Source organism: Flavobacteriaceae bacterium (genome assembly GCA_003443635.1).
Classification (GTDB): domain Bacteria; phylum Bacteroidota; class Bacteroidia; order Flavobacteriales; family Flavobacteriaceae; genus AU392.
Genome location: CP031964.1, coordinates 2070918 through 2085078, shown reverse-complemented (window position 1 = coordinate 2085078; position 14161 = coordinate 2070918). Strand labels below are relative to the sequence as shown.

11 protein-coding genes are annotated in these 14161 nt (G+C 31.6%); 5 read left to right on the top strand and 6 right to left on the bottom strand.

The window, feature by feature from the left end:
- Positions 1-9: 9 nt before the first annotated feature.
- Together D1817_09505 and D1817_09500 are read right to left on the bottom strand one after the other, a co-directional pair.
- Complete coding sequence (locus D1817_09505; GenBank protein AXT20107.1) at positions 10-339, bottom strand: translation initiation factor; 330 nt, start codon at positions 337-339, stop codon at positions 10-12.
- Complete coding sequence (locus D1817_09500) at positions 339-1289, bottom strand: isopenicillin N synthase family oxygenase (GenBank protein ID AXT20106.1); 951 nt, start codon at positions 1287-1289, stop codon at positions 339-341. The genes D1817_09505 and D1817_09500 overlap by 1 nt, the downstream gene beginning before the upstream one ends.
- Positions 1290-1476: 187 nt before the next feature.
- Between D1817_09500 and D1817_09495 the strand changes: the two genes are divergently transcribed.
- From D1817_09495 to D1817_09485, 3 genes are all read left to right on the top strand, one after another.
- Positions 1477-3009, top strand: a complete 1533-nt coding sequence (locus D1817_09495; protein ID AXT20105.1) for an SPOR domain-containing protein — start codon at positions 1477-1479, stop codon at positions 3007-3009.
- Between the two features lie 46 nt (positions 3010-3055).
- A complete protein-coding gene (locus D1817_09490; GenBank protein AXT20104.1) occupies positions 3056-5062 on the top strand; it encodes a dehydrogenase in 2007 nt (668 codons plus the stop codon).
- 203 nt (positions 5063-5265) lie between these two features.
- Complete coding sequence (locus D1817_09485) at positions 5266-6084, top strand: cell envelope biogenesis protein OmpA (GenBank protein ID AXT20103.1); 819 nt, start codon at positions 5266-5268, stop codon at positions 6082-6084.
- 69 nt (positions 6085-6153) lie between these two features.
- Here the strand turns inward: D1817_09485 and D1817_09480 are convergent, their stop codons facing one another.
- Positions 6154-6756, bottom strand: coding sequence for a hypothetical protein (locus D1817_09480; protein ID AXT20102.1), 603 nt, complete (start codon positions 6754-6756; stop codon positions 6154-6156).
- A 263-nt stretch (positions 6757-7019) separates the two neighbouring features.
- Between D1817_09480 and D1817_09475 the strand changes: the two genes are divergently transcribed.
- Together D1817_09475 and D1817_09470 are read left to right on the top strand one after the other, a co-directional pair.
- Positions 7020-7214 (top strand): hypothetical protein, encoded by a 195-nt coding sequence (locus tag D1817_09475; GenBank protein ID AXT20101.1) that lies wholly within the window; start codon positions 7020-7022, stop codon positions 7212-7214.
- A gap of 401 nt (positions 7215-7615) precedes the next feature.
- Positions 7616-10840: a glycosyl hydrolase gene (locus D1817_09470; GenBank protein AXT20100.1), complete on the top strand. Its 3225-nt coding sequence runs from the start codon at positions 7616-7618 to the stop codon at positions 10838-10840.
- A gap of 66 nt (positions 10841-10906) precedes the next feature.
- Here D1817_09470 and D1817_09465 read toward each other — a convergent pair whose 3' ends face one another.
- The 3 genes from D1817_09465 to D1817_09455 all read right to left on the bottom strand — a co-directional run bounded on the left by D1817_09465 (position 10907) and on the right by D1817_09455 (position 14115).
- Positions 10907-11416 (bottom strand): LuxR family transcriptional regulator, encoded by a 510-nt coding sequence (locus D1817_09465; protein AXT21261.1) that lies wholly within the window; start codon positions 11414-11416, stop codon positions 10907-10909.
- 543 nt (positions 11417-11959) lie between these two features.
- Positions 11960-12577 carry a hypothetical protein gene (locus D1817_09460; protein ID AXT20099.1) on the bottom strand — a complete coding sequence of 206 codons (618 nt, stop codon included), beginning with the start codon at positions 12575-12577 and terminating at the stop codon, positions 11960-11962.
- A 200-nt stretch (positions 12578-12777) separates the two neighbouring features.
- Positions 12778-14115, bottom strand: a complete 1338-nt coding sequence (locus D1817_09455) for a membrane dipeptidase (protein AXT20098.1) — start codon at positions 14113-14115, stop codon at positions 12778-12780.
- Between the last annotated feature and the right edge of the window lie 46 nt (positions 14116-14161).

Below are 14161 nucleotides of genomic sequence, written 5' to 3'. Positions count from 1 at the left end.
TAATTTATGTTAACCACCAACGCGTTTTACGTTAAACCCCTTAGCTTTAAGGAGCGTCATAATTTTATCGCGATAATCTCCTTGTATAATAATTTTATCATCTTTAAAACTACCACCAACACTTAATTTGGTTTTAAGCTCTTTAGCAAGTGCCTTAAAATCTTCTGTCGCACCAGTATAACCTTCTAAAATGGTAATAGGTTTTCCTTTTCGTTTCTCATATTTACAGATAATAGGATCATCTTGCATCCAAATAGAATCTGAAGATTCAATAAGCTCATTTGTTTCAGATGGTTTATGATCTGGAAAAAGATTTTTTAATTGGTCTTGTAAATCCATTATTTTTTTATCAATCCTAATTCAATTAAGCGTTCATTTAAAAATTCACCAGCATTAATATCTTCAAATTGCTTTGGATTATTCTCGTCTATACAAACCTCTAAAACATCTAGTTTCATGCTACTAATAGGATGCATAAAAAATGGAATAGAATAGCGTGAGTTACCCCATAGCTCTTTTGGAGGATTTACTACACGATGAATCGTAGATTTTAATTTATTATTAGTATGTCGAGATAACATGTCTCCAACATTAATCATTAATTCATCAGGCTCAGCAATGGCATCAACCCATTCACCTTGATGATTTTTAACTTGTAATCCACGACCCTGAGCTCCCATTAATAAGGTAATTAAATTAATATCACCATGAGCTGCAGCACGAACAGCATTTTTTGGCTCTTCTTTTATTGGCGGGTAGTGAATAGGACGTAAAATACTATTGCCATTAACTATAAATTCGTCAAAATAAGTCTCTTTTAAATTTAAATGTAAAGCTAAAGCTCTTAAGACATATTTTGCCGTTTTTTCTAGCATCTTATAAGCTTGTTTCCCTACATGATTAAAATTAGGTAGCTCTTTTACGTAAATATTACTCGGGTATTCTTTTTCTAATTCTGAGTTATTTTCTACATATTGTCCAAAATGCCAAAACTCTTTTAAATCTCCTTCTTTTTTCCCTTTAGCACTTTCTTTTCCAAACGATACATATCCTCTTTGCCCTGAGATTTCAGGAATTTCATAATTGTGTTTGGTTTCAATAGGAAGAGAGAAAAAGTTTTTGATTTCAGTATATAAATCTTCAACCAAATTAGTATTCAAAAAATGCCCTTTTAACGCTACAAAACCAATATCTTCATAAGCTTTACCAATCTCATTTATAAATTGTTGTTTTCGTTTAGAATCTCCTGAAATAAAATCTTCAAGATTAACACTAGGTATGCGTTTCATTATTATTTATAAGTTTAACTAGAGCAACAAATATAGATAAAATTGAAATCAAATTTGGTATCGTATTTTAAGTTTAAATATGATAAAACCATAAACAATTAAAGAATCTGTTTTAGATAAACGCATAAGTAGCAAACATTAAAATAAAAGTATATTTTTATAACGAAAATAATAGTGAAACACCATAATGAAAAACATTGTATTTATTTTCTTGATTTTACCATTTTTAGCCAATAGCCAAGAGACTATAACTTTTGCTAAAAACAAAACATTTTATCTTAGAGGAGATACACAAGTTATCGGGAATAATACCTTAAGTAAAAATAAAACTAAAGTATTTAATAATGCAAATCAGATTAATGATAAATATAAAATGACTTATGTCGATATAGATAAGGACAATAGTACTTTTAGCTCAAGCGCTTCCGAATTAGAGATTCCTTCAGGCTCAAATATAGTATATGCTGGATTGTATTGGACAGGAACTTACCCTGGAAACAAAGGCATTAAAAGAATTAATGGCAATCGTGAAATTTACGATACTGTAAAAAAAAGAGATAAATCGTTAAATACTATAAAGCTTAAACTCCCTAATAATAATTATCAGTCTATTATTGGCGAGATTTTATATGATGGAAAAAAGGAAGGTAATAAAATAGCTTTAAAAATTAGATCACCCTATGTGTGTTATAAAGATATTACTGCGTTAATAAAAGGATTAAGTACACCAAATGGATTATATACAGTAGCCAATGTTCCTGCTTTAGAAGGCTTAATGTCTGGAGGTAGTTCTGCAGGATGGATGCTTTATGTGGTTTATGAAAATGATACAGATTCGTTAAAATACATTACTACTTACGATGGATTTGAATTCATTAATAGAAAATCACCTATAATAGATTTTAAAAATTTTAAATCACCAGAGGGAGGAGAGGTACAGACAGAAATTACCATTGGCGCATTAGAAGGAGATAACTCAATAGATAAAGATCGAGTGTCTGTTTTTAATACAGAAAAAAACACATTTGTAGCACTAAGTAATTCTGTTAGAGAAGTAAATAATTTTTTTAATAGTAGTATTACTATTGATGAGAATATATTGGATAAGAGAATTCCAAATAGCATGAATACATTAGGGTTTGATATTGCAAAATTTAAGATACTAAACGAAGAGAATAAACTAATCTCTAATAATGTTGAATCGGTGAGTTTAAAGTTTGAAACTCAAAAAGATGAGTACTTTTTATTTTTTACTGCGTTTCAAACCACTCTAAGTGAAAGATATTATCAGGAAACCATAATAGCTCCACCAACATTAAAAATAGTAAAAGAAAATAATATTAAAGAAAACGTTGTAGATACAGAACCGTTAAAGAAACAAAAAGAAAACGCAATAGTTGAAAGTAAATTAAATAAAGAAATTAGAGCTAAAGAATTAAAGAAAATCAGTAAGAGTAACTCTATTAAAATACCAGATCTATCTGCGGGATATTATATAGTTACTAATGTGTTTTCTAGTAAAGCAAATGCAGAAAAATGGTCTAAAAAATTAAGGTCTAAAAACTTTAATCCTGATATATTCTCTATACCAGGTAATAGCTATTATTATGTATCTATAAAAAATAATACGGATGTTAATTTACTTTATAATGATTTGAAGGAAATCCGGTTAGATAATGAATTGACAAAAGCTTGGATTTTAAAAGTTAATTTAGAATGATCTATAGGCATAATTTTGCTACTTTTGAAGTTATTAAATACAACAAATGGGAATAAAAACCACCTCAAAACCTGCTATCACTTTCGATAAAAAGAAATTAAGCAATACTACCTTAAAGCAACTCTATAAAAATATGCTTAAGCCTCGAATGATAGAGGAGAAGATGCTTATTTTATTACGTCAAGGTAAAATTTCAAAATGGTTTTCTGGTATAGGTCAAGAAGCCATTTCTGTTGGTGTAACAATGGCTTTAAAACCTGAGGAATATATGCTTCCAATGCATCGTAATTTGGGAGTGTTTACTACAAGAGAAATACCATTGTATCGATTGTTTGCACAATGGCAGGGTAAAGCAAGTGGGTTTACTAAAGGTAGGGATCGTTCGTTTCACTTTGGAACTCAAGAGTATAATATTGTTGGTATGATTTCTCATTTAGGGCCACAATTGGGAGTAGCAGATGGAATTGCATTGGCAAACCTTTTAAAGAAAAACAATCAAGTTACAGCTGTATTTACTGGAGAAGGAGGTACCAGCGAAGGAGATTTTCACGAAGCTTTAAATGTAGCTTCTGTATGGGGCTTACCAGTATTATTTTGTGTGGAGAATAACGGCTATGGTTTATCTACTCCAACATCAGAGCAATATAATTGTGAACATATTGCCGATAGAGGTATAGGTTATGGTATGGAATCTCATATTATTGACGGGAATAATATTATTGAAGTTTACGAGAAGGTAAGCAAACTTGCAGAGAGTGTTCGCAAAACCCCAAGACCAGTTTTGATAGAATTTAAAACGTTTAGGATGCGTGGTCATGAAGAAGCGAGTGGTACAAAATATGTGCCTAATGATTTGATGGAGCAGTGGGCTAAGAAAGATCCTATTGAGAATTTCTACAATTATTTATTAAGCAAAGATATTTTAACTGAAGCTGAAGCTACTGCTTATAAGGAAGAATTTTCAAACGAAATTACAGAACATTTAGATAAAGCATATGATGAGGACATAATCACCCCTAATTTAAGTGACGAATTAAATGATGTTTATCAATACTTTGATTACCAACATGTTAATGAAAATAATAAATTAGAAGAGAAACGATTTGTAGATGCTATATCTGAAAGCTTAAAACAATCTATGGAGCGCCATCAAGATCTTATTATCATGGGACAAGATGTAGCAGATTACGGAGGTGTTTTTAAAATAACAGATGGTTTTGTTAAAGCTTTTGGTAAAGAGCGTGTACGTAATACCCCAATTTGCGAATCTGCTATTGTAGAAGCGGGTATGGGCTTATCTATTAATGGAATTAAAAGTGTAGTAGAAATGCAATTTGCAGATTTTGTGACATCTGGATTTAATCCAGTAGTTAACTATTTGGCTAAATCGCATTACCGCTGGAATCAAAATGCCGATGTTGTTGTTAGAATGCCTTGTGGAGCAGGAGTAGCAGCAGGCCCTTTTCATTCGCAAACTAATGAAGCTTGGTTTACCAAAACACCAGGTTTAAAAGTTGTATACCCAGCATTTCCTTATGATGCTAAGGGTTTATTAGCGACAGCAATTAATGATCCTAATCCGGTGCTGTTTTTTGAACATAAAGCGTTATATCGTAGTATTCGCCAAGATGTACCAACAGATTATTACACATTGCCTATTGGTAAAGCTTCTATAATAGAAGAAGGAACTGATGTAACGATTATCACTTATGGTGCAACCGTGCATTGGGCTTTAGAAACATTAGATAAGAATACTGATATTAATGCAGATTTAATCGATTTAAGATCTTTACAGCCTTTAGATAAAGACGCTATTTTTAATTCGGTTAAAAAAACAGGGAAAGCTATTATTCTTCAAGAAGATTCTATGTTCGGTGGTATAGCATCAGATATTTCTGCGATGCTAATGGAGGAGTGCTTTGAGTATTTAGATGCTCCAGTAAAACGAGTTGCAAGCTTAGAAACTCCAATCCCGTTTATCAATCAGCTAGAAGAACAATATTTAGGGAAGAATCGATTTGAAGCTGCTTTAAAAGAGTTATTAGCATATTAATTTCACACGCTATTATAATTTAATAATGTACTACTTACATTAAAGCGTTAGCTTTTTCCTATAGGCTTGATGAAGCTTATTCTTAAACTAAATATTAAAATTGTTAAAATACTTTTATCAACAGATTATAATATTTTTTTTTGAAAAATTGTTTTTACTTTCGCACAGAGTATTTTATTTAGAAATACAGAAAATTGAAGCTTATGAAAAAAACTACTTTTTTGACTCTTATCTTTTCTTTAATTGCAATTATAGCCATTGCGCAAAAGAAAAAAGACTTGTTATTAGAGATCGAAGCACTTAAATCAGAAATAGAATCTACTCAAGCATCTTTAGCAACTTCTCAAAAAAATGAGAAAGTCAGTAAAGTTAAGTTGTCTTCTCTCGAAGAACAGATTTCTGGTTTAAAACAAACTAATGCATCGCTTTTAACCAATTTAAATCTAATGACAGAAACCTCTAAAAAGAGATCTGAAAATGTTAGTAAAACATTTCAAATTTTAAAAGAAAAAGAGGGTCAGGTAGAAAGTATTAATAGTGCTCTAACGCGAATAGACTCTTTAAAACTAGTAACGCTTACGCAATTTAAAGAGGGTATAGGAGATAGTATTCCTGTAAAACTTGTTAATGGAAGTGTAATCATAAGTATTCCTAATACAAAACTCTTTGAAAATACAGATAAAGATTTTAATGTTAATGAAAGTGGTAAAACTGTACTGGAACAATTGGCTAAAATACTAAGTGGTAATCCTGGAATGCAAATCACAGTACAAGGTAATAGTAATGCTTTGGCATTTAAAGATGAAAACCTTATTGATAATTGGGATCTCAGTGCTAGACAAGCTGCTTCCGTTGTAAGAGTTTTACAAAATGATTATGAGATTGCTCCTAAACGTATGAATGCCATGGGTAAAAGCGAATATGCTACAGAGGGTGTAGATACCGTTACTCGAATTATTATTGATCCTGATTTTAATACATTTTATACATTAATTAGTGAGCAGATGAAAAATCAATTCTAAAAGAAATTAACCTTAAAAAATCAATACAAAGTAATATAGATTTAAGTACGCTCGTTAGAGTACTTCTAACTAGTTAAGACTATTTAATAATTCTAGATATAATTTTGTGGATTTTTCTGAATCTGATAATCTTTTTAGACCTTCAGGATGGTCAGAAAGTAAGCTTTTCAATCTTTTTCTTGTTAAAACACGCAGCCTATAATCTCTATTAGTATCTAAAAAATACACCTTTTTCTTACCCATTTTCTTCCCTGATTCAGATACTTCATCTATATATCCACCAAAACGCCCGTTAGTAAAACCTGCTTGACCCTGAATATTTCTTGGATATGATTCATCTACAATAAAAGCACAATATTTACCTGTAATCACTAATTTAGAGAATCTATTTTTTGTTGTAAATTCAATATTATGTTTCATATTATAATAGATATTCCCTTTATGAGAAATTGCAATCAATTTATTTATTTTATCAAATCCATCACATTGATTTATTATTTCATCTACGGTTAAAAGTTTTTCAGATTTATTCTTGAATACAATATTTTCTACAAGACAAGGTTTTCCATTCTTAAATTGATTAAAATTTAAATAAATACCATCAGTATTTTTTTGAGAAAAACTTATTGAAAAAGACATTAGTAAAATTATATTCAAAAAAATATTTTTCATTTTTAAGGTTTAATTAATCTAATATACTAAGTTTATTTTAAACAGAATTGATAAACTGTTAGAGCATTTATAGCCATATTATGAGATAAAATAAATTTATTGTTTTAAAATGTATTTGTTAAAAGTATAAGAATAATAGTGCTGTATTTTAATATTTTTCTTACTTTGGATGTATTATTAATTCTCATTCGCGAAGAATTGGCATATGCTGTGAATGCCATTAAATGTTCACGGTTTTAAAATAATTATTAAAACTTTTTATTATGAAAAATTTATTAAAATTAGGCGCTGCCCTAAACAAAACAGAACAGAAATCTATTAATGGAGGCTTTACTCTTATAGAATATATAGAACATTGTGGTTCGGGAACAGAAGGTTTTGCTTGCTTTACAGGTTTGCCGCATTGTCCAACAGGTAGATGTGGGGGTAGCGTTTGCATTCCAGATACAAATGGTTGATTTTAACGATATAAATGAATGTTAAAAACATTTCAAGATTGCTCTGTTCAGAGAAATATACCAAAAGCAATCTTGACAAAAGATTTCTCTTTTAGGTTACTCTTACTAAAAAAACAAGACAGATCGAAGTAATTCGTTTGTCTTGTTTTTTAATTACAATTTATCTACACCTATATCCCCTAAATCTTACTAAAAGCTTACTATTGAGTATTGACAGGGCTTTACAGAGTCATTTAATTATGACTTGAAGTGAAATTTTAACATTTTAATAGATATTTATGAGTAAGAACTCAACCCTTATAATTTAACATATGACTTGTTAATATCTGATTGCCTTTCTATTAAATTGTATTAAATTGCTTGTTCTAACTTTTTCAATCACAGAAATATAATTTTAAGTAATGAAATCAATTTTAAAAGCATCATTCTTATGGCTATGTCTTATAGGAATGATTGTGTCTGTACAGGCACAAAAAGTAACAGATAAGACCTTTAGTGGTTTGTCGTTTAGAAACATTGGACCCGCATTTACCTCAGGTAGAATTGCTGATATTGCAATTCATCCTGACAATGAAAATGTATGGTATGTCGCTGTAGGTTCAGGAGGTGTCTGGAAAACAGTAAATTCAGGAACCACATGGAAGCCTATTTTTGATAACCAGAAATCATACTCTATAGGTTGTATTACAATCGACCCTAATAATACACATACTATTTGGGTGGGTACTGGTGAAAATGTTGGTGGGCGTCACGTTGCTTTTGGAGATGGTATTTATGTAAGCCACGATGATGGTGCATCATGGAAGAATATGGGGTTGAAAAATTCTGAGCACTTATCTAAAATTATTGTACACCCTGAAGATTCTAATATCGTTTGGGCAGTATCACAAGGCCCTTTATGGACGAGTGGAGGAGAACGCGGCGTGTATAAAACTACAGATGGCGGTAAAACTTGGAATAGAACACTTGGAAATGCAGAATGGATTGGAGCAACTGATTTACTTATAGATCCTAGAAATCCCGATGTATTATATGCAGCTACTTGGCAGCGCCAACGTACGGTTGCTGCTTACTTAGGTGGTGGACCAGGAACAGGAATACATAAAAGTACTGATGGTGGTGAAACTTGGATTGAGCTTAAAAAAGGTATTCCTAGTTCAAATAAAGGTAAAATAGGTTTAGCAATGTCACCATTTAATCCAGATGTGATTTATGCTGCGATAGAATTAGATCGTAAAACAGGAGGTGTATTTATATCAAACAATCGCGGTGAATCTTGGACCAAACAATCAGATGCGGTTTCTGGTGGAACAGGACCACATTATTATCAAGAGTTATATGCGTCTCCGCATCATGAAGGAAAACTATTTTTGATGAACAATCGTGTACTGATTTCTGATGATCATGGAAAAACGTTTTACACGATGAACGAACGTAATAAGCATGTTGATAGCCACGCAATGGCATTTAAAGATGGTGATCCTAATTATGTGTTGTTTGGAACAGATGGAGGTTTGTACGAAAGTTTTGATTTAACGAAAAGTTGGAAGTTCATAAGAAACTTGCCAATTACACAATATTTTAAATTAGGTGTAGATGATTCCAAGCCATTTTATAAAATTTATGCAGGAACTCAGGATAACGGATCACACGGCGGACCATCTCGTACCACAAGTTCAGATGGAATTGCAAATTCTGATTGGTGGAAAACGTTAGGCGCTGATGGTCATCAATCTGCTGTAGAACCAGGCAATCCTAATATTACCTATGGCGAATTTCAACAAGGTGCTTTATGGCGAATTGATCAAACGACAAAAGAAACAGTGTTCATTCAACCACAAGCTAGAGAAGGAGAACCTTTTGAGCGTTTTAATTGGGATGCTCCAATTTTAGTGAGCCCTCATAATCCTAAACGTTTATATTTTGCTTCACAACGTGTTTGGAGGTCTGAAAATAGAGGAGATGATTGGACACCAATATCTAATGACCTTACTTTAAATCAAGATCGTATTACTTTACCAATGTTTGGTAAACAACAAAGCTGGGACAATGCTTGGGATATTGGCGCGATGTCTAATTATAATACCATTACGTCTCTAGCAGAATCGCCAAAACAAGAAGGCTTAATTTATGCAGGAACTGATGATGGAATGATTCAAGTGACAGAAAACGGAGGACAATCGTGGAGTAAATTTAATTTAGCAACGATAAAAGGACTAGGAAATGTACCTTTTGTAAATGATGTCCGTGCAGATTTATTTGATGCTAATGTGGTGTATGCCGCTGTAGATAATCATAAATATGGTGATTATAAGCCTTATATTATTAAAAGTACAGATAAAGGTAAAAGCTGGAAATTGATTAACGGAAACTTACCAGAACGCCTTTTAGTATGGCGTTTGGTACAAGATCACGTAAAGAAAGATCTATTGTTTGCCGCTACAGAATATGGTATTTATTTTACTAATGATGGAGGTAGTAACTGGATAAAACTTAATGGAGGCGTGCCAACTATCGCTTTTAGAGATATTACGATTCAACGTCGAGAGAATGATTTAGTTGGAGCATCATTTGGTAGAGGGTTCTTTATTTTAGATGATATTTCACCAATACGAAATTTTGATGCTTCGATGTTAAAAGCTGAAGCGACTTTATTCGATATTAAAGATGCTTTATGGTATCGCCCGTCTACACGAGTGGGAAGTCAAGGGGATGCAGAATACATTGCACCTAATCCAGCGTTTGGAGCCACGTTTACGTATTTTATGTCAAATAGTATTAAATCTTTAAAAGGAGAACGTAAAACACGAGAAAAAACAAATACAGATTTCCCTGGATGGGATGCACTTGAAGCGGAGAATAACCAAGATGGCCCAGATGTTTTACTAATTGTAAAGGATGTAGATGGAAAGATAGTGAACACGGTTAGAGGAACGAATAAAAAAGGATTTAATCGTGTGAGTTGGGGGTTAAATCATCCCAATAAAAATGGTGAGCGATTAAATGGACGTGGTGATGGTATTGGTAGTGGCTTTATAATGGCGACACCTGGGACTTACACAGTAACTTTAGTAAAACGTGTGGATGGTGTTACTACAGAATTACAAGGACCTAAAGAATTTAAAGTCGTACCGATGTATGATGGCCATTTACCTCGTAAGTCGTTTGATGAATTCAATCAATTTAGAGAAGAGGCCTTTAGCTTCCAACAAGATTTAACGGCTACTAATTTAATGATGACCAATAGTATACAGCGTATCGCCGCTATGAAACGTGCAGCGAATAAAACGACAGCACTTAATGATGCTTTATTAAAACAAATTAATGATACGCGATTAGCTTTATTAAAAGTACAAAAAGAATTACGAGGCCACCCTGTAAAAGGAGAGATTGGAGAACGTTCTAATCCAACACCAAACGACGGCAATCGAATGGTATTTAATGGTTTATCAAATACGTATGGACCAACAGGCAATCAAAAAGCATCCTTTAATAGAGCCAAGAAACAATTACAGGAGGTTAAATCTAAACTTCAACGTATTGTGAATACATTACCAGCTATTGAACGTAGCTTGAAGCAAGCCGGAGCTCCTTGGATAGAAGGGCAGGGATTAATTAATAATTAAACTAAAATAAAGTTCATTAAAAAAGAAACTCTGTAGTTTACAGAGTTTCTTTTTTATATCAAACATTTACGAATTAATTCCCATTGCATCTTTTCTGGATTTAATATTGAGTTTAGAATAAATATTACTCACATGGGTTTTTACAGTACTTAATTCGATATGACATTCATCAGAGATTTCTTTATTAGATAGCCCTTGTTGAATTAAACCTAATATTTTTCGTTCCTGAATGCTAAGCGATTGTAATTGTTTTTTATTATTGCTGCTCTTTTTCTTTTTGAATACATAAATAAAAACATATCCCATAATTAATAGAAAAGCACCAATAGATAAGAATACCAAATAATAGTTATTAGATGATTGCATTGTGTAAGTATTCCTATATGCATTAAAATAGGGATTGTCTTCAGAATGCCATTTATCATCAAATGTTTTAATAAATTGCTGATCTTCTATATTGCTGTCATCAATATCACTTTTATATATAGCATAAAGTGCTACTAATGGATTTTGATTTTTCTCTGCAATTGCTTTAAGTTCTTTTTTTATGCTTTCTTTAATGAGTTTCCGTTGCATTAAAGTGGTATTGAAATCGATATCATCTTCACTTTTTACAATGTTAATCACTTTTTGAAAATCTGAGTTGACATGATTATCAGAAAATGAAACGTCACTAAATAGCGAAATAGAACTTACGGAGTTAATGGTAATATGAGAAGTCTTGTTAGCAATAAGAAACATATGATTTTCCTCTTTGCCGCCAATGATTAGAGAAATTGGCGAGGTATCCTTCTTAGGGATGTGTATTCTATATAACTGTTGTTCTTCCGGTAAAAAACTAGTGTCAAATTTAAAATGCCCAGTACTATCTATCTTTGCAGCAGTAATAATCATATCATACGATATAACAGACATATAGTTGAAAGTAGGAATATAGGAAAGATACACTGTAGATTCCCAAACTGTAGTATCTATTTGAACCTCTCCTTGAATTAATCCTTTATCTTTATCTAATTGAGCGTATCCAAATAAACCAAAATAGAGTATAAATAATATAGATAAATAACTGTTATTTTTAGGCATGTCTATAAATAAACGATTCATTAACACTATATGCTATTAGTTGGTTTTACTTTTAATCGAAATTTTCCCTTTACCTTTTTCTGACTTTACTTTTATTTGCCATTCACCTTCAGTTGGCAAACTAAATTTTTTATTAATCTCGCCATTAGTAGAATTAAAATTATCTATTGGAGTATAACCTTTATAGAGTGTAGTATCTTTTATAGTTAAAAAATATTTGAATTTATCTTCAAATTGTTTTTTGCCTTCATGAGTTATTGGACTATAAATACTTAACTTATCATTTATTTTATTTAAAATCAATAACTTACCTTTTTCTTTTTTTTCAGGGCTTAATATTTCTATAATTATAAAACCTTTATCAATTTCACATTTAATGTTTAAATCTAGGGATTTCATATTCTTATTTACATTGATATTAATGGCCTCTGTTTTAGATTTTCCATCTAATGTAATTGTTTTCTCAATGCTTTTGCTTTGCGCAAAAGATACTAGAGATTTTATATTCTTATTTACATTGATATTAATGGCCTCTGTTTTAGATTTTCCATTCAATGTAATTGTTTTCTCAATGCTTTTGCTTTGTGCAAAAGATAGATGTGTGCTTAAACATAGTACTATAAGAATTGCTGATAATTTAACTGTTCGTTTCATGATTTTTGATTTTTAAAAGTTATGAGACAAAAGTATATCGCTAAATATAAAACTATAACTTTTTAGAGTTTGAAAAAAGATGTACAAAAGTACTAGATAGGTTGTAGTTGATATTACTTATCATAAAAATTAAGCTTTAGAAATAAAAAAGCAGTAATCTTTTTAATTACTGCTTCATACATTTATTTAATTGTAAATAATTAAGATTGTGTTTGAATTTCTTTTGCTATAGCTTGTACTTTATCTAAAACACGTAATAAATTACCACTCCATAATTGCTCTATTTGTGCTTCGGTATAACCACGACGTACTAACTCGATAGTAACATTTAAAGTTTCTGACGCATCATTCCAACCTTCAACACCGCCGCCTCCATCAAAATCACTACTAATACCTACATGATCTAATCCCATTTTTTCTACTAAATAATCAATATGGTCTACATAATCAGATACATTTACATCTGCAGGAAAATCGTTCATTGTTTCAATTTTAGCAGTTACTAGCTCTGTAATCTTTTCCAAATTACCAGTTGCTCTAATAGAATCCTGAACAGCTTTGTCTAAATCTCTAAACTCTCGCCTGCCATACCAAGTTACACCAAGTTCATTTGCAATTTGATGGCGTAATTTGTTTGCTGCTTCATTACGTGCATCACTTTTTTCTTTACTAACATAACTCCTAAAAGCTACAGTCTGCACAACACCACCATTTTCTTTTAACCATTGTAATTGTTCATCATCTAAATTACGACTATGGTCACATAATGCTCGTGCAGAAGAATGTGAAGCAATAATAGGAGCTTTTGTGAGTTCGATCATTTGTCGCATTGCTTCTTTAGATGGATGAGAAACGTCTATCATCATTCCCCATTTATTCATTTCTTTAACGACTTCCTTCCCGAAATCACTTAATCCATTATGTAACCAAACACCATCACCTTCTCCCGTGTTACTATCGCTTAGTTGACTATGCCCATTATGTGATAAGGACATATAACGCCCTCCCATATCGTAAAACTTTTTCACATTGCTAATATCTAAGCCTACAGGGTACCCATTTTCAATACCGATCATCGCTACTTTTTTACCAGCAGCTTGAATACGTTTCACATCATCAGAAGTCACCGCTAATTCTATGTCATTAGGTGCAATATCCTCTACTAATTTATGAATGGCATCAAACTTACTTATAGCATTGTCATACGCATTCGCATATCCATCTAAAGTTAATGAATCTTGACCTGTATAAACAATAAACCATGCTACATCAAGCCCTCCTTTTTTCATTTTAGGAAGATTAACCTGATTGTTTAAATCTTGTGTATAATTTACCTTGTTTGTAAAATTGTTGATATTAATATCGCAATGCGTATCTAAAGTAATCACGCGTTCGTGAATCTCAGTAGCTTTAGCAATAAGTTCTGCTTCAGTTAAAGGTTCTTGTTTACAAGATATAAATGCAATGCTAGTTAAAAAAGCAAAATTTAAGAATGTGATTGACTTTAAAAGATATTTTCTTTGGACAAATGATTTCATAAAATAATATGTTAGTTATAAAATCAAATATACTAATAAAACAATA